This window comes from Sphingomonas sp. (assembly GCF_019746665.1).
Classification (GTDB): Bacteria; Pseudomonadota; Alphaproteobacteria; order Sphingomonadales; family Sphingomonadaceae; genus Sphingomonas.
This window is the reverse complement of sequence record NZ_JAIERS010000022.1, coordinates 19,488-40,378: the sequence shown is the minus strand read 5'-3', so window position 1 is coordinate 40,378 and position 20,891 is coordinate 19,488. Positions and strand designations below refer to the sequence as shown.

General features: G+C 65.5%; 18 protein-coding genes, 1 tRNA gene and 1 pseudogene. 11 read left to right on the top strand and 9 right to left on the bottom strand.

Features of this window, described 5'->3' with window-relative positions:
* The first annotated feature begins 78 nt into the window (after positions 1 to 78).
* The 3 genes from katG to K2X73_RS13560 all read left to right on the top strand — a co-directional run bounded on the left by katG (position 79) and on the right by K2X73_RS13560 (position 3,559).
* On the top strand, positions 79 to 2,283 hold the full coding sequence (gene katG / locus K2X73_RS13570; RefSeq protein WP_294111671.1) for a catalase/peroxidase HPI: 2,205 nt from the start codon (positions 79 to 81) through the stop codon (positions 2,281 to 2,283).
* A 148-nt stretch (positions 2,284 to 2,431) separates the two neighbouring features.
* Positions 2,432 to 2,522: transfer RNA gene (locus K2X73_RS13565), tRNA-Ser, on the top strand.
* A gap of 269 nt (positions 2,523 to 2,791) precedes the next feature.
* Complete coding sequence (locus tag K2X73_RS13560) at positions 2,792 to 3,559, top strand: DUF3800 domain-containing protein (protein WP_294111669.1); 768 nt, start codon at positions 2,792 to 2,794, stop codon at positions 3,557 to 3,559.
* A gap of 141 nt (positions 3,560 to 3,700) precedes the next feature.
* On the opposite strand, the pseudogene K2X73_RS15510 reads toward K2X73_RS13560, so the two are convergent.
* A pseudogene (locus K2X73_RS15510) lies at positions 3,701 to 3,787 on the bottom strand (transposase); the annotation flags it as partial.
* 74 nt (positions 3,788 to 3,861) lie between these two features.
* Here K2X73_RS15510 and K2X73_RS13555 point away from each other — a divergent pair.
* Together K2X73_RS13555 and K2X73_RS13550 are read left to right on the top strand one after the other, a co-directional pair.
* A complete protein-coding gene (locus K2X73_RS13555) occupies positions 3,862 to 7,938 on the top strand; it encodes a hypothetical protein (protein WP_294111667.1) in 4,077 nt (1,358 codons plus the stop codon).
* Positions 7,939 to 8,152: 214 nt separating this feature from the next.
* Positions 8,153 to 8,527 carry a response regulator gene (locus K2X73_RS13550; protein WP_294111665.1) on the top strand — a complete coding sequence of 125 codons (375 nt, stop codon included), beginning with the start codon at positions 8,153 to 8,155 and terminating at the stop codon, positions 8,525 to 8,527.
* A 247-nt stretch (positions 8,528 to 8,774) separates the two neighbouring features.
* Here K2X73_RS13550 and K2X73_RS13545 read toward each other — a convergent pair whose 3' ends face one another.
* Entirely contained in the window at positions 8,775 to 8,987 is a 213-nt protein-coding gene (locus K2X73_RS13545) for a cold-shock protein (RefSeq protein WP_294111663.1), read from the bottom strand.
* A gap of 195 nt (positions 8,988 to 9,182) precedes the next feature.
* Entirely contained in the window at positions 9,183 to 10,181 is a 999-nt protein-coding gene (locus tag K2X73_RS13540; RefSeq protein ID WP_294111661.1) for a BLUF domain-containing protein, read from the bottom strand.
* A gap of 473 nt (positions 10,182 to 10,654) precedes the next feature.
* On the opposite strand from K2X73_RS13540, the gene K2X73_RS13535 reads away from it, so the two are divergent.
* Positions 10,655 to 10,909 carry a hypothetical protein gene (locus K2X73_RS13535; protein ID WP_294111660.1) on the top strand — a complete coding sequence of 85 codons (255 nt, stop codon included), beginning with the start codon at positions 10,655 to 10,657 and terminating at the stop codon, positions 10,907 to 10,909.
* Positions 10,906 to 11,097 (top strand): hypothetical protein, encoded by a 192-nt coding sequence (locus tag K2X73_RS13530; protein WP_294111659.1) that lies wholly within the window; start codon positions 10,906 to 10,908, stop codon positions 11,095 to 11,097. Before K2X73_RS13535 ends, K2X73_RS13530 begins: the two co-directional genes overlap by 4 nt.
* 27 nt (positions 11,098 to 11,124) lie before the next feature.
* Here K2X73_RS13530 and K2X73_RS13525 read toward each other — a convergent pair whose 3' ends face one another.
* Positions 11,125 to 11,280, bottom strand: a complete 156-nt coding sequence (locus tag K2X73_RS13525; RefSeq protein ID WP_294111658.1) for a hypothetical protein — start codon at positions 11,278 to 11,280, stop codon at positions 11,125 to 11,127.
* 99 nt (positions 11,281 to 11,379) lie between these two features.
* Positions 11,380 to 11,910 carry a hypothetical protein gene (locus tag K2X73_RS13520; protein ID WP_294111655.1) on the bottom strand — a complete coding sequence of 177 codons (531 nt, stop codon included), beginning with the start codon at positions 11,908 to 11,910 and terminating at the stop codon, positions 11,380 to 11,382.
* A gap of 174 nt (positions 11,911 to 12,084) precedes the next feature.
* Between K2X73_RS13520 and K2X73_RS13515 the strand changes: the two genes are divergently transcribed.
* A complete protein-coding gene (locus K2X73_RS13515; RefSeq protein WP_365980695.1) occupies positions 12,085 to 13,290 on the top strand; it encodes a PHB depolymerase family esterase in 1,206 nt (401 codons plus the stop codon).
* 90 nt (positions 13,291 to 13,380) lie between these two features.
* Positions 13,381 to 13,983, top strand: a complete 603-nt coding sequence (locus tag K2X73_RS13510; protein ID WP_294111654.1) for a cation:proton antiporter — start codon at positions 13,381 to 13,383, stop codon at positions 13,981 to 13,983.
* Between the two features lie 590 nt (positions 13,984 to 14,573).
* Here the strand turns inward: K2X73_RS13510 and K2X73_RS13505 are convergent.
* Both K2X73_RS13505 and K2X73_RS13500 read right to left on the bottom strand, forming a co-directional pair.
* The gene (locus K2X73_RS13505) at positions 14,574 to 15,443 is read right to left on the bottom strand and encodes an MBL fold metallo-hydrolase (RefSeq protein WP_294111652.1); all 870 of its coding nucleotides are present in this window, start codon (positions 15,441 to 15,443) and stop codon (positions 14,574 to 14,576) included.
* A gap of 157 nt (positions 15,444 to 15,600) precedes the next feature.
* Positions 15,601 to 16,737 (bottom strand): VOC family protein, encoded by a 1,137-nt coding sequence (locus K2X73_RS13500; protein WP_294111651.1) that lies wholly within the window; start codon positions 16,735 to 16,737, stop codon positions 15,601 to 15,603.
* Between the two features lie 56 nt (positions 16,738 to 16,793).
* Here K2X73_RS13500 and K2X73_RS13495 point away from each other — a divergent pair, with 56 nt between their 5' ends.
* Positions 16,794 to 17,684: a LysR substrate-binding domain-containing protein gene (locus tag K2X73_RS13495; RefSeq protein ID WP_294111649.1), complete on the top strand. Its 891-nt coding sequence runs from the start codon at positions 16,794 to 16,796 to the stop codon at positions 17,682 to 17,684.
* Positions 17,685 to 17,916: 232 nt separating this feature from the next.
* Here the strand turns inward: K2X73_RS13495 and K2X73_RS13490 are convergent, their stop codons facing one another.
* A complete protein-coding gene (locus K2X73_RS13490; protein ID WP_294111648.1) occupies positions 17,917 to 18,846 on the bottom strand; it encodes a LysR family transcriptional regulator in 930 nt (309 codons plus the stop codon).
* A 73-nt stretch (positions 18,847 to 18,919) separates the two neighbouring features.
* Here K2X73_RS13490 and K2X73_RS13485 point away from each other — a divergent pair, with 73 nt between their 5' ends.
* Positions 18,920 to 19,876, top strand: coding sequence for an NAD-dependent epimerase/dehydratase family protein (locus K2X73_RS13485; RefSeq protein ID WP_294111647.1), 957 nt, complete (start codon positions 18,920 to 18,922; stop codon positions 19,874 to 19,876).
* Here K2X73_RS13485 and K2X73_RS13480 read toward each other — a convergent pair.
* Entirely contained in the window at positions 19,860 to 20,744 is an 885-nt protein-coding gene (locus tag K2X73_RS13480; protein WP_294111646.1) for a retropepsin-like aspartic protease, read from the bottom strand. The genes K2X73_RS13485 and K2X73_RS13480 overlap by 17 nt on opposite strands.
* Between the last annotated feature and the right edge of the window lie 147 nt (positions 20,745 to 20,891).

The window sequence follows — 20,891 nt, the reverse complement described above, 5'->3', positions numbered from 1 at the left end:
TGAGCGGGTTTTTCAACGGGACAAGCGCGCGCGTAACGGTGATGATCGCGTTATCCTAGGAGAGAAGCGGAGGTTCCCATGAACGTCGAAGCGAAATGCCCGATGGGCAGCAAAGTCAGCCGCACCGCGTTGGTGTGGAAGCTCAGCAACCAGATGTGGTGGCCGGAGTCGCTCGATCTGTCGATTCTCGCGCAGAATTCGAACCTGGTCGATCCGCTGGGGCCGGATTTCGACTATGCCGCCGAATTCGCCAAGCTCGATCTCGCCGCGGTCAAGGCCGACATCTTCGCGCTGATGACCGACTCGCAGCCCTGGTGGCCCGCCGATTATGGCCATTACGGCCCGCTGTTCATCCGCATGGCGTGGCACTCGGCCGGCACCTACCGCATCAGCGACGGGCGCGGCGGCGCGGGTTCGGGCACGCAGCGCTTCGCCCCGCTGAACAGCTGGCCGGATAACGGCAATCTCGACAAGGCGCGCCTGCTGCTATGGCCGGTGAAGCAGAAATATGGCCGCGCGCTCAGCTGGGGCGATCTGATGATCCTGGCGGGCAATTGCGCGCTCGAATCAATGGGCTTCAAGACCGCGGGCTTCGGCGGCGGCCGTGTCGATGTGTGGGAGCCCGAGGCGGACATTTATTGGGGCCCCGAGGGCGAGTGGCTCGCCGACGAGCGCTATTCGGGCGATCGCGAGCTTTCGGGCGGGCTCGCCGCGGTGCAGATGGGGCTGATCTACGTCAACCCCGAAGGCCCCAACGGCAATCCCGATCCGGCGGCGTCGGCGCGCGACATCCGCGAGACCTTCGCGCGGATGGCGATGAACGATTACGAGACCGTCGCGCTGATCGCCGGCGGCCATGCGTTCGGCAAGGCGCACGGCGCGGGCGATCCCGGCCAATATGTCGGCCCCGAACCCGAAGGCGCGCCGATCGAGCAGCAGGGGCTGGGCTGGAAGAACAGCTTCGGCGGCGGCAATGGCGTCCACACCATCACCAGCGGCATCGAGGGCGCCTGGACTCCGACGCCGACCAAATGGGACAACAGCTATCTGGAAGTGCTGTTCGCCTATGATTGGGAGCTCACCCGCAGCCCGGCGGGCGCGCAGCAATGGACGCCCAAGAACCCCGAGGCGCAAGGGACGGTGCCCGACGCGCATGACCCGGCGGTGCGCCACGCGCCGATGATGACGACCGCCGATCTGGCGCTGCGCTTCGATCCCGAATACGAAAAGATCGCGCGCCACTTCCGCGACAATTTCGACGAGTTCGCCCAGGCCTTCGCCGATGCCTGGTTCAAGCTCACCCATCGCGACATGGGGCCGAAGCCGCGCTATCTCGGGCCGGAAGTGCCGGCGCACGACTATATCTGGCAAGACGTGGTGCCGGCGGTCGATCACCCGCTGATCGACGCGGCCGATATCGCCGCGCTCAAGCAAAAGCTGCTCGCCTCGGGGCTGTCGATCGGCCGGCTGGTCGGCACCGCCTGGGCCTCGGCCTCGACCTTCCGTCAGTCGGACAAGCGCGGCGGCGCGAACGGCGCGCGCATCCGCCTGCTGCCGCAGCGCGACTGGGCGGTGAACGAACCGGCGGTGCTCGCCGAGACGCTCGCCACGCTCGAGGGCATCCAGGCCGAGTTCAACGCGTCGGCCAGCGGCGGCAAGAAGGTGTCGCTCGCCGATCTGATCGTGCTCGGCGGGGTCGCGGCGATCGAGGCGGCGGCGAAGGCGGGCGGCCATGAACTGGCGCTGCCCTTCACCCCCGGCCGCACCGATGCGAGCCAGGAACAGACCGACGCGCACAGCTTCGCCCCGCTCGAACCCCGGGCCGATGGCTTCCGCAACTATCTGAACGGTCCGCAGGATCGTTCGGCGGAGGAACTGCTGGTCGATCGCGCCCAGCTGCTCGGGCTCAGCGCGCCGGAGATGACCGCGCTGGTCGGGGCGTTGCGTGTGCTCGGCGCCAATCACGCAGGCACCGACCACGGCGTGTTCACCACCCGGCCGGGGGTGCTGAGCAACGACTTCTTCCGCAACCTGCTGAGCGCGACCACCAGCCATGTCTGGCAGGCCGCCGACGCGAGCGAGCAGCTCTATGTCGCGCATGACCGCGTAAGTGGCGCCGCCGATTGGATTGGCTCGCGGGTCGATCTGATCTTCGGCGCCAATTCGCAGCTGCGCGCGCTCGCCGAAGTCTATGCGAGCGACGATGGCGAGGCGAAGTTCCTCGAAACTTTCGCCAAGGCCTGGACCAAGGTGATGGACGCCGATCGCTTCGACCTGGCGTGAGGGGTGATCCGTCATTCCCGCGAAAGCGGGGATGATGGCGGACGGACGACGAAGGCAGCGTTCCCGCTTGGGGGCGCTGCCTTTCCGCATGGCACGCGGTTGCTTGCGCTTACCGGCGCCCTCGGCTAGCGCTCGGCCCCCGGCATGCGGAGCGGTGGCCGAGTGGTCGAAGGCGCTCGCCTGGAAAGTGAGTATACGTCAAAAGCGTATCGAGGGTTCGAATCCCTCCCGCTCCGCCACCGGCCTCTGAAAAGACTAGAGATTTACCCCGATCGGGGGTCTGTTCCCTAATCCGCTCCCCGATAGCCGGTTCGCTTGCTCGTAAATCTCGCTCCGAAAACGTGCCTTTCAAATTTTAGTTGAATCTTCATCAGCCCCAATTATATCCGACCTCGGCCACGGGATAATGTCCGTGTCCAATTCCGGAGCCCGTGCACTCGTTTGCGCGGGCTTCCGCGTTTCTGGAGTCGGCGCGATTGCATCTGGCCTTCTTAGATGAGTTTGGCCATTGCGGCCCTACGTCGCTCGAAGGGACAGGCGCTACAACCAGAGCCCGGTATTCGGGCTCGCTGGCTATGTGATCCCGCATAGCGAGGCGCGCAATTTCGCGACCTTTTTTCTCCAGCTCAAGCGGCAAATGCTAGCTGCTGATCTTGCTAAGGTGCAAAAGCACCCGGCCACATGGGAGAAGAAAGGCAAGGATTTAATCACCACTGGCAATATGAAAAAGTACCCTCACGTAAGGGAGGGAATCTCCAGATTGCTTCGTGAGTTGGACCGGCGGGGCGGGAAGATCTTTTGGTACGGTCGCCAGAAATACCTTCAGCCAGAAGAGAGCAACTCGAGTGGCCTATACACCACCGTTTTAGCCCATGCGATCCGGCAGCTTGATAGCTACGTTCAAGCTCAGCGCAGCCAATTCATGATCATACTCGATCAGCACTCAGATCGATTGAAATTGATCGAGACATCCGCGAAAACCATGTTCAGCCCAGACACTCCGGCTCGGGCGCTGATCGAACCGCCATTTCAAGTTGAAAGCCATCTCTACCAGACGATCCAAGCTGCGGATTGGATCGCCACGCTTGTCGGTCGACAACAGGCACATAAGGTAGCGCCCGACGAGTTCCGCGACTGGGAATGGGCGTCCGAGATGTTCGGCCCACGCATTTCAGCAATGGCAACACACAGCAAGATGTGGATCCCACGCGGAGGGAAGATCCAAGAGGAGTTACCGATCAGCCTTCCGAAGAAGGCACGCCCGGCAGCGGAATGAAAAAGCTCCACCGATCGCGGGCCGGGCCAGATACTCCTAAAGCAAGCACCTGCCCCCTAAGCTATCGCTGCGAGATGCACTCCTCATGCACTTGAAGCCAAGGCAGGATCGTAACCTGGTGCCCGACTCAGAAGCTTCAGACTGAAGCACATCCGCCGTCGCCATCCCGGCTTCCTGTTCCTTCAAAATCGCGATGATCTGTTCTTCGCTGAACCTGCTGCGCTTCATTACGTCCGACTCCTTCGAGGCGGACTCTACCCAAAATCGGTCACATTCCAGGGGCGCACGTCACTGATTCTGGGTTGTTCATTTCCGGTGCGCTGTTCACCACCGATTATCTCGTAGACGCGATCACGGGCACCGCTGCGTATCGCGCCGTCGATGTGGCCGGATTGCGCGCGCGGCTCGACCAGATCGCCACCGCTTTTCCGCAGAACCAGCGCACGAATGAAAGCCAGACCGAGGACGATTTCATCTGGCCGGTGCTGGCTGCCCTGGGCTGGTCTGAGTCGCTTCGCCAGCAGAATCTGACTGTCACGGGGCGCGACGACGTGCCCGATGGCCTGCTGTTCGCGGACGCTGCCGCGAAAGCGGCGGCCAATGCGCTGGGCGACCAATGGCGGCGCTATGCGCACGGGCTCGCGGTGGTCGAAAGCAAGCGTTGGGCGCGTCCGCTCGACCGTGCATCCGGACGCGATGAAACCACTGCACCGTCCACCCAGATGCTGCGCTATCTACGCCGGATCGACGATCTGACGGCCGGCGCGCTGCGCTGGGGCATCCTCATCAACGGCACGCGCTGGCGGCTCTATTGGGCGGGCGCGCGATCGATTTCGGAAGAATTTCTGGAAATCGATCTGGGTCGCGTGCTCGGGCTGGGCGACGACGATCTGTTCGCCGATGCCGCCACACGTGACCATTGGCTGCGCGTCTTCGCGGTCATGTTCGGGCGCGAGGCGTTCCTGCGCGACGGCGCGGATCAACGCTCCTTCCACGATCGCGCCCGCGCCGAAGCCGCATTCTATGAAGAACGTGTCGCCGCCAGCCTGTCCAAGCTGGTGTTCGAGATCGTCTTCCCCAGCCTCGCCACCGCGATCGCCGACAGCGCGCCGGATGCGCCGCTGAGCGACGTGCGCGATGCCGCGCTGGTGCTGCTCTATCGGCTGCTGTTCCTGCTCTATGCCGAGGATCGCGACCTGCTGCCGGTCAATGACCCGCGCTATGACGATTATGCGCTCCGCCCGCTGCGGCTGGATGTCGGTCGGCGGATCACCAGTGGCGATGCGTTTTCCTCCTCCGCCGCGCGGATCTGGAGCCATGTCGCCGATCTGTCGCGGATCATCGACAAGGGCGACGGATCGGTCGGCATCCCGCCCTATAATGGCGGGCTTTTCGCGACCGCCGGCACGCCGTTGCTCAGCGCCGCGCGCGTGCCCGACAGCGTCATGGCCCCCGCACTCGATGCGCTGTCCTACGAGCGCTCATCGGGCGAGCGGCGCTATATCAACTATCGCGATCTCTCGGTGCAGCAGCTCGGGTCGATCTACGAACGGCTGCTCGAATTCGAGCTGATCCGCGACGAGAACGGCGTGCTCACCGTCCGGCCGAACCTGTTCGCGCGCAAGAACAGCGGCAGCTATTACACGCCCGACGAGCTGGTCGGCCTGATCCTCGACGAAACGCTCGAACCGCTCATCACCGAACGGCTGGAGGCATTTCGCACGGCGCTTGGCAAGCTCGACCCCAGGGACGCCGAAGATTATCAGCGGCGGGCCCTGCGCGACGCCGACCCGGCCAATGCCATCCTGTCTTTGCGCGTCTGCGACCCCGCGATGGGATCCGGCCATTTCCTCGTCAGCCTGGTCGATACGCTCGCCGATCATGTGCTCGACGCGATGGCTGAAGTCGCGGTGCTCGGCGCCGAACTGCACTACACCTCGCCGCTCGCCGACAAGATCGAGGACATCCGCGCCACGATCCAGCGCAATGCGCGCGAAGCGAACTGGACGATCGATCCCGAACAGCTCGACGATCGCCATATCGTCCGCCGCATGGTGCTGAAGCGCTGCGTCTACGGCGTCGACAAGAACCCGATGGCGGTCGAACTCGCCAAGGTCGCGCTGTGGCTGCACACGTTCACGGTCGGCGCACCGCTGTCGTTCATCAATCATCACCTGCGCAGCGGCGACAGCCTGTTCGGCCTGTGGGTGCGCGACGCGATCGACAAGGCGGGCGCGGGCGGCGAGCTGTTCTATATCGACGCGCTGCGCAATGCTCAGCGATCGGCGGAAGCGATGAAGACGATCGAGGCGCTGACCGATGTCGAGATCGCCGAGGCGCATCGTTCGGCGGCGATGTATGACGATGTCGAGCTGATGACCGGCGAGCTCGACGGGTTCGTCAGCTTCATCCACGCGCTCGATTGGCTGGACCTGCCGCGCGATCAAAAGCCACTGGTGCGGCTGTGGCTCGATGGTCGCTTTGGTGACCCGATGCCGATCGCGCGCGGACGCAAGGCCCCGGCGGAGGGCAGCGCGAAGCCCGAGGAAGTCGCCGCCTTCACCACGATCTGGGAACGCGCCCGCGCGCTGATCGAGGAGGAGCGCTTCCTCAACTGGCAGATCGCGTTTCCCGGTGTGTGGGACAATTGGGCGAGCAAGGGCCGTCAAGGCGGGTTCGACGCTGTCGTCGGCAATCCGCCGTGGGACCGGATCAAGCTGCAACAGGTCGAATGGTTCGCGGCCCGTCGCCCGGAGATCGCGCTGGCGCAGCGCGCATCGGATCGAGGACGGATGATCGCCGCGCTGAAGGCGGATGCCGATCCGCTGTACGAGGATTTCGAGAAAGCCGATGCCCGGGCCGCCGACACCGCGCGCATGGCGCGGGCATCGGGGCATTATCCGTTGCTGAGCAGGGGCGACATCAACCTCTATTCGCTGTTCGTAGAACGCGCCCACGCGCTGGTGAAACCGAACGGCATGGTCGGGCTGCTGACGCCGAGCGGAATCGCGTCGGACCTGTCGGCCAGTGCCTTTTTCCGCGAAGTGGCGGTCGGCGGGCATCTGAAGGCGCTTTACGACTTCGAGAACCGGCGCACCCGGCACGGGCTGGAGCCATTCTTCCCGGACGTCGACAGCCGCTTTAAATTCTGCGCGATGGTCGCCAGCCCGAAGCGCACCTTCGCCAGCGCGTCATGTGGTTTTTTCCTGCAAGCTGTAGGCGAGCGCACCGACCCCGACCGCGCCTTCGCGATCGGCGCGGCGGATTTTGCCAGCGTCAATCCGAACACCGGCACCGCACCGATCTTCCGCTCGCGCCGCGACATGGCGCTGACCACCGCGATCTATTCCCGGCTGCCGGTGCTGGTCGATCGGTCGGGGGCAACGCCCGTCGCCGCGTGGCCGGTGCGCTATGTCACCATGTTCCACATGACCAACGACAGCCACCTGTTCCGCACCCGCGCCGAGCTGGAGGAACGCGAAGGCGCCTGGAGCATCGGGGGCAACCGCTTTCAGTCGGCGGCGGGCGAATGGGTGCCGCTATACGAAGGCAAGATGGTGCAGGCATTCGATCACCGCGCGGCAAGCGTGGTGGTCAACGCCGCGAACGCCAACCGCCCCGCCCAGCCGCTGCCCGCGACAGCGGAACAGCATGCTGACCCAGCCTGGGTGGCCGATCCGCAATTCTGGGTGCAGCCGCCCGAAGGACTTGGGCAGCACGCCTACACGCTCGGCTTCAAGGATGTGACGGCACCGACGAATGTCCGCTCGATGATCGCGGCGATCGTGCCGAGCGGTGCAGCAGGCAATACGTTGCCGTTGATCGAGGTCGATCCCGGCACCGGAAAGCCTGATCCCGAGCGCCTAGCTCTGCTTGCGGCCAATCTCAACTCGTTGATCTTCGACTATACCGCACGTCAGAAAATCCAGGGCCAGCATCTCAACTGGTTCATCGTCGAACAACTCCCCATCATCCCGCCCGCCGCCTATGCCCGCACCTTCGGCCCCAAGACCGCCGCCGACATCGTTCGGGAGGCGGTGCTGGAACTGAGCTACACCGCCCACGACCTCGCCCCCTTCGCGCGCGACATGGAGCATGTCGATGCGAACGGCGACGTGCTGCCGCCCTTCATCTGGGATGAGGACCGGCGGCTGCGGCTGCGCGCCAAGCTCGATGCGCTCTATTTCATCCTCTACGGCGTCTTCGATCCCGCCGATCCCGCGCAAAGCCGCGACGACATCCGCTACATCTATTCGACCTTCCCCATCGTCGAACGCGAAGAGGTGGCAAGATGGGGCCGCTATCGCAGCCGCGACCTGTGCCTCGCCTGGATCAACGCCCTACTCGCGGGCCAGCCCGATGCGGCGATCGCCCCGTGACGGTGAGCGGGGCGCGCCCGTGATCCGGCGCTCGAAACGTCGGCGCGGTTCTGGTGTGCGACGGCCCTGCGCCTCGAAAACGTCTTGGCAACCGCAGGAACGACCAGCAGAACCAAGCATTGAGCCATCACAGCTCGCCGATCGGATCACCGTCCATGCCAGCGCTTTCGGCAGCGATCACGCACAAGGCGCGTGATCCTACGGGACGTTGCAAATGGTTGAGTCAGGCCGACCGCTGATCCTCGTCGTCGAGGACGAGCCGCTCCAATTGATCGCGACCTGCGATGTGGCCGAGGATGCGGGATATGAGCCGCTGATGGCCGGCGACGCCGAAACCGCCTGGTCGATGATCGAACACCGGCGCGACATCGACGTGGTGCTTTCCGACGTCGATCTGCCCGGGTCGGATGGGCTGAGCCTGGTCAAGGCCATCCATGAATGTTGGCCGTCGGTCAGCTTGATCCTGGTGTCCGGCCACCATCGGCCCGATCCAAGTCAGTTGCCCGAAGGGACGCTGTTCCTCGCCAAGCCGTTCAACCCCGTTGCCCTGACGGCGACGCTGATCAAGATGCGACTGGACCGCCCCTAGCGGCGAGACTATCCGCCTCCCGCGCGAGGCGCGCTTGATCGGAGCGGTCCTGACGATCGGCGATCTCATTCCAAGCACGCGCGGCGCGAAGGCTTCGCTCGCGAACATTTTCGAGATCGGTCGCCTTGGCTTCCGCTGCCGCGCGCGCGGCATGCGCGCGATAGGTGGCGACAAGAGTGCTCAACGATGCTTCCTTCCTGAAGGATGGGCGGCGCCCCGAGGCGCGCCGCCCGCCCTGTGCGGTCGATCAGTCGACGGTCGACAGATTGACGGCGGACGACTTGCCGCGCTTGTCCCGTTCCAGATCGTATGAAATGCGCTGATTTTGCTGCAGCGTGGCCATGCCGGCGCGCTCGACGGCACTGATGTGCACGAAGGCATCGCCATCGCCACCATCGGGGGCGATAAAGCCATAGCCTTTTTGCGCGTTGAAGAATTTCACGGTGCCAATGGTGCTCATGCGGCGTTCCTTTTCCTGATGGGGCAAGCCGACAACCGGATTGCCCGGTGCCTCGGTGCAGACTGAAGGAAAAGGGGGCCGCAAAGCTCCGAAGACCGTCGATTTGCGACTGTAGCTTCTGGAATATGGGGGGCCGCGCGACGCATTGCAATCGCCGAGGCGTCGGCGACGGCGTTTAGGCGATCGGCCGCGATTTCAGGAGGTTCGATTGCGCTTCACCAGCTCGGCGATGCGGATGCTGGTGCCGGCGAGGCCCTTGCGCGCATGATCCGCGCCCACCGACATGGCGGTTGCGGCCGCTTCGGCGAACAGCCGGCCACCGACGGACACGACCGTCGGATGCGCCGCGCCGAGCAGCCGGCTGTGCTGGACAGTCGCGCGCAGATTGGCGAGCGCGTGCCGCCGCGGGCAGGCATCGGACAGGCCAATATCCACCGCATCGGGGCGCTCCGCCTCGATCTGGTTGGCGAGCGCTTCGTCGCTGTCCGGAAAAGCCATGTCGACGTGCCAGCCATGATCGAAGAACTGGTCCGCCAGCAGCGAGGTGCCCAGCATGTGCTGCTCGCCTGGGGCGGTCGCCAGCAGGATCCTGTATCGGCTGGCACGAATGGTGTGCATCGAATGGTTCTGGCGGGCCGTATGCCCGGCCAGCTGAAGCATGCTCAATCCGATCGTCAGGTCGATTTCCGTGCAGGCGTCTTCCAGCCACGCATCGCCCAGCGCCCGCGCGGCGGGTTCGATCAACAAGGTGACAATCGCATCGGCCGTCCAGCCTTGTTCGCCGAATTCGGCGATCGCGGCGTTGAGGCCAAGATCATCGGCGTTGAGCGCCAGGTCGACCAGACGGGCGATATGCGCCTCGACAGCGGCAGGCGCGGACGACGCCGCGACACGAACCGGCGCCAGATGATCGAAGCGACCATCGACCAGCAAATCCCAGTTGGTGAACAACCGGGCGCTGGCGATATGCTCGCTCAATACTTCGATATGGTCGTGCCGGTTGTCGCGTTGGATCGATGACCACAGCGCCCGCATCGACTTGGCGGGGCCTTCAAGCGTTTGGAGGAACCGACCATTCTCGAACAACAGCATCCCGGTTACCTGAAGGCTACGGTTCCGTGCGCGCGCCTTGGCGACCATCTGATCGAGATCGTGGTTGCTGGGCGCTGCGGTCGCCACACTCTTGTACGTCAAGCAGGCAAGCCAGTCGGACGGATTGGGCGCGAAGCTATCGGTTTGTGCTGTCAAGTCCCCCACTCCCGAACGGCGTGACGATCAGATTGCCGTCATCTCAACGCCTTTGCCGGCAACCAATTTCGTTTCTCGACCGATCGCCGCCGGATTGCCGCCAGACCCGTGGATCGCGGTGCCCTTCATTCTCGGCAAACTATCCAGGCGTCGACGCGGCTCGCCGCTTCCGCCGAGTCTCAGCGCAGCTTCTGCCCAAGCGCAGTGACGGTCAAGGGCGCAGACCGCGCATTGCGACTTAAATCGCCCCTCCCAAGCATATGTTTGCATCTGTTGGCGGTTAGAATCAGCCGGATATTCCCATCGCCTCTATCGACCGTGCGGTCCCCACCCCATATAGCACGCATCGCGACACCTGCCCCGAGCGCCGTCGCGACTGAGAGATGGTCCGTGCTCCCGCTCTATGGAGGAGACACGCGATGCCAAACCATCAAAACATCATGTCCGCCAAGCACCAGCAACCTGTATCGATAACGGCGCCGGCGCTTCCCGGAGCAAACGCCGACGCGCTGGAAGTGGCGCTCGCCGACATGTCCGCCGCCTTGTCGAGCGATTTCAGCAACGGCCGCGTGGGCGAGCGGCACAATACCTATCAGCACCGTACGCGCGTGCTGCGCCGGATGACCGAGGAACTCGCCGCGATGCGGGTGAGCGACGCATTGGCCGCCGAATGAGCGCGGGTGAGGGGGAAGCCCCCGATGGCGGAACCGGCCAAGAGGGGGTCGACGCGGAAATGGTTCGATACGGGATCACGCGCGTGCCCGCCGATATCTTCCATTACCGCGATTATCGCTATGCCAAATTGAGCGACGCGATTGCTCAGGCGAAGCGCGACGCGAACACCGCCAACGACAAGGACTAGCCGAGGTCGCGGCGCCGACGGCCTGGATCAAGGTTCCGTCGGCGCACGACGCGCATCGTAAGCGCGCTGTTCCTGGCGCGTGCGGCGCCGGTAGGCCCGCGCGGGCGTATTATACATTCGATAGGCGACGAAGACCACGGCGCCCAGCGCCATCGCGGCGATCAGGCCGTAGGCGATGATCAATCGAAGTTCCACGCTCTGTCCTCCCAATCCGGTTACATCGCTCTAACCGGCCGCCGCCCGCCCCTTGCGCTTGCCAGACGATGCGGCTGATACGGCCGCTCACCCCGCGTCGGCGTAGCCCCGATCGGGATTTTCGCTGAGGCTATTCCAGTCGTTGGCCGGATTCCGCGACGTGCGGTTGAGCTCCCTGAACGCGACGACGCGTTGTTGGCGCTCTTCGCGCGCATGAGCCGCAAGCCCTTCCTTGGCCCAGGCGGCGGCGGCCGATTGGGCAACCAAGCGGACATTGTCGAGCGTCGCGTTGCGCGCGATCGCTTCGTGATGCGCTTCCTGGGCGCGGCATAAGGTTACTGATGGCTGCATGACGGGGACTTTCGCTGGAGGCATGGAGCTCAGCCCTTTCTGGGCGGTTCCGCAGGCGGGTTGCCCTTTAACGAAGGGTTGGAGGCATTCTGCTTCGGCGGCTCTGGCTTTTTCGGTTTGCGCGCTTCGCGATTGCCGCGTTGTTGGCCCTTGGCCATGTGTCGATCTCCTCGGAAAGGGTGTCGCGGAGCGCGCGTGATGCTGGCGGGCAACCGAAGCGGGATGCGGCGGCCGCGCCGGAAGGTTTGCCGAGACAAGATGCATCATCGAGGCGCCGCGTCGGAGCGGGGGCATCGATCACCCCCAGTCGCGGCCAAGCTCGAAAAGGGCAGCCCGATGGGAACGATATGGGGGCGCCCCTATCCCAGCGCCAGCCACAATCGCTCAATCTTCAAATATTGACTGCCTAGGCCTTGCCGCGAAGCTTTGGGGTACGACATTGTGCAGCGCAGCAAATCCCGCTTTCGGGAGGTTAAACAGCATGTCAGGGCTTTCGCCGTGGCCGGGAGACAGACGATGCGTACATTGAACGATACCCTCCATCGCCTCGCTGCGTTGCGCGCGGGCATGCCGGTCTTTGGTGGCGGCACGGCCGACGATGATCGGCTGACAGACCTCGCATCCTTCGGTTCCAACCCAGGCGCGCTGCTTGGACGTTGCTATGTGCCCCCATCGCTGCGGGCGTCGCCGGCACTGGTGGTCGTGCTGCATGGCTGCACGCAAAATGCAGCGAGCTACGATCACGGCTCGGGCTGGTCGCACTTGGCGGATGAGCACGGCTTCGCACTGCTCTTTCCCGAACAGCAACGCGGCAACAACGCCAATCTGTGCTTCAACTGGTTCAGCGCGGGCGACACCCGCCGCGATGCGGGTGAGGCGCAGTCCATCCGCCAGATGATCGCCGCGATGGTCGCCGAGCATGGCATAGACCCCACCCGCATTTACGTGACGGGCCTTTCGGCGGGCGGCGCGATGGCCTCGGTGATGCTCGCCACCTATCCCGAGGTGTTCGCCGGCGGCGCGATCATCGCCGGTTTGCCCTTTGGCACCGCCCATTCGGTGCCGGAAGCGTTCGATCGCATGCGGGCGCATGGCGGTCCCGAGGCCGCGGCGCTCGGCGCGCTCGTCACCGCGGCGTCTGACCATCGCGGTCCTTGGCCGACAATATCGGTATGGCACGGCGATCGTGACGCGACCGTCGATCACGCCAACGCGGCGCTGATCGTCGCGCAATGGCGCGCGCTCCATCGCGTTCCCGCCGAGCCCAGTGTCGTCGAAAAACGCGAAAGCCATGTCCGCCGCGTCTGGCGTGATGCCGATGGGCGTGACGCGATCGAGGAATATTGCCTTCCAGGCCTTGGCCACGGCACCCCGCTCAGCACCGCCGGGGAGGAGGCGTGCGGCGCGGTCGGTGCCTATATGCTCGAAGCCGGCATTTCATCGACCCGCCGCATCGCGCAAGCCTGGGGCCTGATCACAGCGGCAAAGGAAGATGGCGCCGACCGGGCCGTCGCTGTCCGATCGCGCCCGGCACCAGCGCCCTCGCCCCTAGCCGCGCGCGCCATTATGTCAGGGGTCCAGCCAGGCACGGCAGGCGTTGGCCAAATCATCGAGAGTGCATTGCGCGCCGCAGGGCTCATGCGCTGAGCGCAATCGCCCAAGGAAGCCGATGATGCTATCGCACGCGCTTTATGTGCTTCTTCTGGCCGGAGCCGGTGCGCTGGTGCTGATGACGGCATGGCTGCCGCTGCGCTAAGCGCCGCTGTCGCTGCCAATCTGTCACGCACCGGCGACGGCTTTGTCGCACTAGCGATGACGCTGCTCGCATATGCCGTGGCCGAGCTGTTGGGCGGGTTCGGCTTCCTGGCCGTGTTCGTGTCGGCGCTGACGCTGCGCAACGCCAGTCGGGATCATGATTATCACGATCGGCTATATAGCTTCGCCGAGGAAACGGAGCGACTGCTGATGATGTCGCTGCTGGTGCTGTTCGGAGGCATCGTGGCCTTCGGCGGGCTGCTTGCCGGGTTTGACTGGTGGATGCTTCTGTTTGTCGCGGGACTCCTGCTGATCGTGGGCCCCGCTGCGGGCCTGCTCAGCCTGGCCGGATCGAGGCTGCCTTGGCGCGAGCAGCTGGTGATTTCCTTTTTCGGCATCCGCGGGATGGGCTCGATCTATTATCTTGCCTTTGCGCTCAACCATGCCTCATTCCCCGACCCGCACCGGCTCTGGTCGATCGTTGGCGGCGTCGTGCTCGCGTCGATCCTGCTGCACGGCATTACGGTGACGCCAGCGCTACGACTGGTCGATCGCTGGCAGCTACGCCGGGGCGAATTCGCGTGATGAGGCGACCGTCCGCAGGCACCAGGGCGGCGGCCCGAGTTCGTCACTCGCGCCTGGCGACCTCAAGGACCAACCGGACACGGCTTCGGTCCGGCCTTTCAGACAATGCCTCGACGGCCCGTACTGCGCGACGTTCCCTGAGGGCCAGCGTTGTCGAGAAAGCATCGGGCGGTAGAAAAACTTCATTGAGCATGTAGAGCTGACACGATTGTCGGTAACTTATAATGAAGCGCGTTTAATTTCTCCCGCAAGAAGTCCGATTATTTACTGCCCGTAATGCCTGCTCGTAACCTGAATAGAGGCAGCTTTCGGGATTACGGTGAAGCCGGGCGAGCTGCGACTTGCAGGGCGCGTAGCGGCCAATCGCACACCCTTGGCTAACTACCGCTCATGCCGGTGCGACATCGCAAATCGTCCATTCCACATCATGGCCGCAGCCCGCCGCGACATCGGTACGACGCGATACATGCGTTGAAGGGATAAAGGGGCGTCGCGCTTCCGTTGCAGAGCTCAGCGCGCGGTGCGAGGCGAACACCCGCGTCTCCGCGGGATCGCAATACCCGCCCGGCGGCAGTTGAAACCGGGTTGCGTCACAGCGTCAGGATTTCGCCCGTCGTCAGGGTTTTCACCGGCAGCCTTCTGGCGGTCGCCGATGCCTGTAACCGTTCAAGCGGATGGTCGATCTCCAGGTACGATGGCGGATCGTTCCCCCCATAGTGGATCGGGACAATGAGCTTCGCGCGCAGCTGCTCCGCGGCGATTGCCGCCTGTTCGGGGGTCAACACGGCGGGGATGCCGGCGTCGACAAAGCGGCCGACATTCTGGCGCGCGCCATTGATCGGAAGGAAGGCGGCATCGAACGGTCCGTAGGCGCGGCCGATCGCGGTGAAGTTACCGTGCCATTGGGTATCGCCGCCATGGAAAATGCGCCGGCCGGCACCGTCCAAGATCCAAGAAGATTGCGGGGCGCCAAACCCATCAACGGCGGGGACAGGCCACGCGACGATGTCGGCGCCGTTGCGGGGCAAGAAGACCGGCTGCCAGGTTTCGGCGGTCTGAACCTTGAGCGACCGCAAATCCATGAACATCGCCGCTTCGCGCGGCGCGATCAGCGTGCCGTTCGCGCCAAGTTTCTGCTGCACAAGATCGTGATCGAAATGATCGCCATGATAATGGGTCACGATCGCAAATCGTTGCCCTTTGGTGGTGTCGAACAGATCGGTCGGCGCGGGTTCGTTCGTTTCGGGCGGGACCGCGTCGATGAACACGGCCACGTCCCCGACTTCCACGAGAATACCGGCCCATAGCAACCGCCGGACTTTCATCGCGGGTTTGGAAGGCTCGGCGCGCGCGGTCGCCGATGCGAGGATCGCGGTGGCGGGCATGGCCAGCGTGGCGCCAACCAGCGCGCGCCTGCTCAGCATTGGGCCAGAGGGTGCGGCCGTGCCGGTCGCGGACATAAGTCGATCTCCTTCGCGGTGAGAATTTCGCCCAGGCCGTTCCCGTATCGCGGGCGCTTGGCGTGGCCGGCTCGGCGCTGATGCCCGAAGGGCGACGACGCTGGCCGAGTTCACGGCGTTGGCGACCGGGCGCGGCTTGAAACCGATATCGGTGTATTCAGATCGCCGCGCCATCCGCCGTCGCGCTGGCAGGATCGGCGAGATTGGTGGCATCGCCGGGCGGCGGCAGTAGTTCATCGAACTCCAGCACATTGCCGTCGGGATCGCGCAGGAAACAGACGCGGCGGCGGCCCCAACTGACCGGCCCCTCGGTGATCGTGACCCCTTGGCCGGCGGCCCAGGCGAGGACGTCATCGAGCCGTTCGACGGTGAAGGCCGGATGCGTCCAGCCGGGCCGCTTCTCGGGCACGTCCATCAGCACGTTGCGCCCGTGCGGATCGGGCTCGCCGTTGAAGATGAGGTTCACGCGGACCCCGGCGGCGTTGATCAGGCCAACCGCGCGGCGCTCGACGCCGCCTTCGCCGGGTTCGGGCGCGAAGCCCAGCGCGCCGTAGAAGTGGAGCGCGCGCGCACGGTTCGAGACCCGGACGCCGACATGATCATAGCCGCGAATGGCCAGAGGCGGCGTCCCGGCCGGCGTCAGCGCGGCGACGAACGGATCGGCCGCCGGCCACATCTCGATCTCCTCGGCGGCGATCGTCGCCTGTACCGCTGGCCGATCGAGCATCCGCTCGGTGTGCGCTGTCCAGCGCGGAAAACGCGCGCGCATGTCGAAGCCAACCCGACTGCCCCAGCGGTAGAAGGGGAGAAGATTGGCGTCGACAACCGAATAGCCGGCGCCCAGGGCATGTTCACCCGCGATCCGCGTCTCGATTTCGGCGAAGTGACGCGCGATCGTCGCGATGCCGCTGCGGCGGATCGCGTCGTGCTGGCTGGTGTCATCGCTGAACCGCGCGCCGCGCCAGACCTGCGCGAAACCGATATGCACGGTGCTGGCCATCCAGACCAGCCACTCCAGCGCGCGGATTCGACCGAGCGAGCCGGCGGGCGGCAGCAGTCCGCAACGGTCCCCGAGCCAGGCGAGGATCGCCGCATTCTCGGTCACCACCTCTTCGCCGATCCGGAGCGCCGGTACGCGGGCACGCGGATTGATCGCGAGGAAATCGGGCCGCAGATGCTCACCCTTGGCGAGGGTCACCCGATGCGCCGTGAACGGCTCGCCCGTTTCGTGAAGCAGGATGTGCGACGCCAGAGAGCAGGCGCCGGGCGAATAATAGAAGCTGAGCTTGGTCATGGCGCGATCGTAGCCGCGCCGCTATGTGAGGCCATCGATAAGTGGGAACACACAGTGTGAGCAATAATCACACAATTGCGCCGCTTCCCTCGCTGCAGGCGCTCCGGGTTCTGGAAGCGGCGGTGCGGCGCCAAAGCTATTCGGACGCGGCGCGCGAGCTCGGTCTGACGCACGGGGCGGTGAGCCGCCAGGTCGATGCCCTCGAAACTTGGGCGGGTGCGCCGCTTTTCGCGCGCGCGGGGCGCCGCATGATGCCGACCGCAGCCGCGAGCAGCCTTGTCACGCGGACGCGGGAGGCGCTGCGCATCCTCGAAGAGGCATTCGGCCATCCCGTGTTGCCACGCCATGCTGCTGGCTTGCGAATTTCGACGACACCGGCGATCGCGCGGCTGTGGCTGGTGCCGCGGCTCCCCGCGCTCCACCGCGATCATCCGGGCCTGATCGCGGCGATCGAGGTCAGCTCGGCGCTGGACGCCGGCGCGTCCGATAGCGTCGATGCCGGCATCCGCTATGGACCGGGGGGATGGCCGGGGGTGGAAAGCCGGCTGCTCGGGCGCGAACGGCTGTTCCCCGTCGCCGCGCCGCACCTGATCGCGCCGGGAGCGGACTGGCGCGCCGCGCCGCGGATCGGCACGCCGTTCCAATCATGGCGGCGCTGGTTCGACGAAACGGCTCCCGACCTCGATCGCCAGGACGGCGCGGCGCTCGAACTGCCCGACGCCGCGCTGGCGCTCGACGCCGCGATACAGGGTTTGGGCGTCGCGCTCGCGCGGGAGCGGCTTGTGGCACCCCTGCTGCGCACCGGCATCTTGGTCCGGCTTTCGCCCGACGCCGTCGAAGACATCTACAGCTATTGGTTCGTCCGCCCCCCCACGCGGACGAGCAAACAGATCGATGCCCTGCTGGAATGGCTGCTCAACCAATTCGCCGATGGTGCGACAGGATAGAGGCGAGGAACGATTCCGTGCCCTCGCAATCAGCCCGTCGGCGCCTGACCTGACGAACCGGGACTCCGTCCCTTATGGCGAAGGTGAGCTTTCCTGGATCGCGGGGCCAGAAGCCGCCAGCTCGAGACTGGCCCAGGAGCCGCTGAGGCGGTTCTGGCTCAACCCGCCCGTCGGCGGCTTTGCGCCCTAATTTCCAGCCCTTGGGGGCGATGCCCGGTGATCCTGACAGCCGTCATACCGCCATCGGCGCTGTCTGAGCACCGGCACTTGCGCTTACCGCGGCGAGTTGAGCGCGAAGCCACTCGAGCAGGGGATCGTTACCGCGAAACCGTGCCCAAATCATCACCACGCTGAGCCTGATATTGCCAAGCGGTGGCTCGATCAGCACCAACGGCAGGGGTAGGGTAGCCGCGAACGCGCGGGAGATGGTGGTCACGGCATCGCACGACGCGACAATTTCCGCGGCCGCCCGGAAATTCGGGACGATCGCCGCGATCGGGCGCTCGATGCCGCTGGCGGCGAGTTCGGCGTCCATGTCGGACGTGCGATCACCGAGCAGCGAGACGATCACGCTGGGATAGCGCGCGTAATCCGCCAGCGACCACTGGCCGCCGCAGGGATGGCCCTGCCGCACGACCGTCGCCAGCCGATCCTCCATCAGCGGCGACGAGGCCGCGCCGCCGGGCAGCGGCGTGGTGTCGAGCGCCAGCGCCAGATCGACTTCGCCCTTGGCCATGCGCTCGCCAACGCCCGCCGCGATCGGCACCCATTCGATCAGCACGCCCGGCGCCTGCGCCGTGACCCGCGCGATCAGCGGCGCGAGCAGCAGGCTGGCCTGGGCATCGGTCATCGCGATGCGCATCGTCCGCCGCTCGGCACTGGGATCGAAAGCGGGTTCGGCGAGCAGGCCGCGTAGCTCCGTCAATATCGCCGCCAATGCCGGCTGAAGCGCTTCCGCCCGGGGGGACAGCAGCAAGCCGCCCGGTCCGCGCACCAGCAGCGGATCCTCCAGCAAATCGCGCAGCCGGCCAAGCGCGCGACTCATCGCCGGCTGGCTGAGCCCGACTTCCCGCCCCGCCCGGCTCGCGTTGCGGTGGCGAAGCAGCGCGTCGAGCACCGGCAGCAGGTTGAGGTCGATCGAGCGTAAATGCTTCTCACGCATGGCCTGTATTAGATCATTGCATTCGGTGCATGGTCAAGGTGGCGCTATTGGTTCGGGCCGAAGGAGACAGGCGATGAGCGGAGACATTCTGGTGTTCGGCTATGGCCCGTGCGGCCGGGAAACGGTCGCCCGGCTGCAGGCCCAGGGGCGGGGCGTGCGGGTCGCGCAGCGACGGCGGCCGGCCGATCTGCCCTCGAACGTGCCCTTCGTCGCCTGCGATGTGCTCGAACAGGATCAAGTGCGCCGCGCGGTGGCGGGCGCCGCGCAAATCGTCCTAACGATCGGCTTCGCTTATGAAAGCCACGTTTGGGAGCGGGTGTGGCCGCAAACTATGCGCAATCTGCTCGGCGCGTGTGCCGAGAGCGGCGCGCGGATCGTGTTTCTCGACAATCTCTACATGTACGGCCCGCAAACCGCGCCGCTGGTCGAGACCATGCCGCTCACCGATTACGGCCGCAAGCCCGCGGCCCGGGCGGCGGCGACGCGGCTGTGGCAGGAGCAGAACCGAGTGCGGGTTGCGGCGCTGCGCGCGCCGGATTTCTATGGGCCGGGGGTCACGTTGTCGCACCTCGGCGCCACCGGGCTTGCCGCGATCGCCCAAGGCAAGCGCGCAAGCTTTGTGTTCTCGCCCGATCAGCCGCATGATTATGCGTACACACCCGATATCGGCCGCGCGATCGTGACATTGCTCGACGCGGGCGACGACGCGTTCGGGCAGGCGTGGCACATGCCGTGCGCACCGACCCGATCCTCGCGGGAGATCCTGGCGATCGGTGCGGCGTCGGCGGGCAAAAAGCTCCGGCTGACCGCGCTTCCGCCGATCGCGCTCGACATTCTCGCGCCATTGGTGCCGTTCCTGCGCAACCTGAAGGAAATGCGCTTCCAGTGGGACCGGCCCTATCAGGTTGATGCGGGCAAATGGCGCGCGCGCTTCTGGAGCGATGTGACGCCCTTCGACGTGGGCGTGCCAGCCACGATCGCTTCGTTCTCTCCGCCGATCTCGCCGCCGTCGCCTAGGGTACCAGGATGAGCGTGGCGCGCTGCATGTCCAGCACGCTCGTCACGCGCCCGAGCAGACCGTTTCCGACCAGCCCATCGACCGGTCGATCGGTTCGATAGCCATTCTCGACGGGAACCTCCCGCGCGGTCAGCCGGCCGAGCGCGAGCGTTGCGCGGCGCGCGTTGGTTTGGCGTTCGACACCATTCGCCCCGGTTTGCGTGCTGATTTCGCCGCCGCCCTCGGGAAAGAGCGCGCGCCAGCGCGTGTCGGTTAGCCGCACGACCCCGGAGAAGCCGTAATCGACCTTCAGCACGGCCGGTTGCCCGTCAATCTGCGCGACGACGGTCCCTCCCGGTTGGAGCGGCAGCACGACCGACCCGGCGCTGGCCTTGATGCTGCCGCTCGGCGCGAGCGACAGCTGCTTGGTTTGGGGTTGGACCATGATCGCGAAATGATCCAGCACATCGGCGCCCAGGATCGCGTCGACGCGGCGACCCAGCGCGATTGATATCGGCTGCAGATCGATGGTCGCGAAGGTGCCGGTCAGCGTAAATGCCTTCGCGGCCGCCAGCGTGAGATCGCGCCCGGTGACCCCCGTCGCCAGGCTATCCCCGCCGCTCGTCTTCGCCCGTGCGGGGCTCTGCGTGACCGCGATTCCGGCCCGGCGAAGGAAATCGCGGTCGATCACGGTGCGCTCGGTGCCATTGTCGAGCAGGATCGTCACCGGGCGATCATCGATCACGGCGGCGAAGAGAATCTCGCCGTGCGCGGATTCATAAGGCAGCGGCGCCCAATCCTTGCCCTCGACGAAGTGCAAGCGCTGCCCGCTCGCCGTGGCAGGCGCGGTGGCCGGCACCTGGGCCGAGCACGGCGCGCCGAGCGCGGCGAGAAGGAGCAAGCCGATCGACCACCGCCAGCGGAACCAGCATCGGTCGCCAGTCCCACCCCGGGGCGCGGTGCGAACGCAACGCTTCCGGTTCCGCCGCGGCATCGTCATACCCGTAATCTACCCGGAAAGGCCGCGGCGGTTGACTTGGACCGCCGC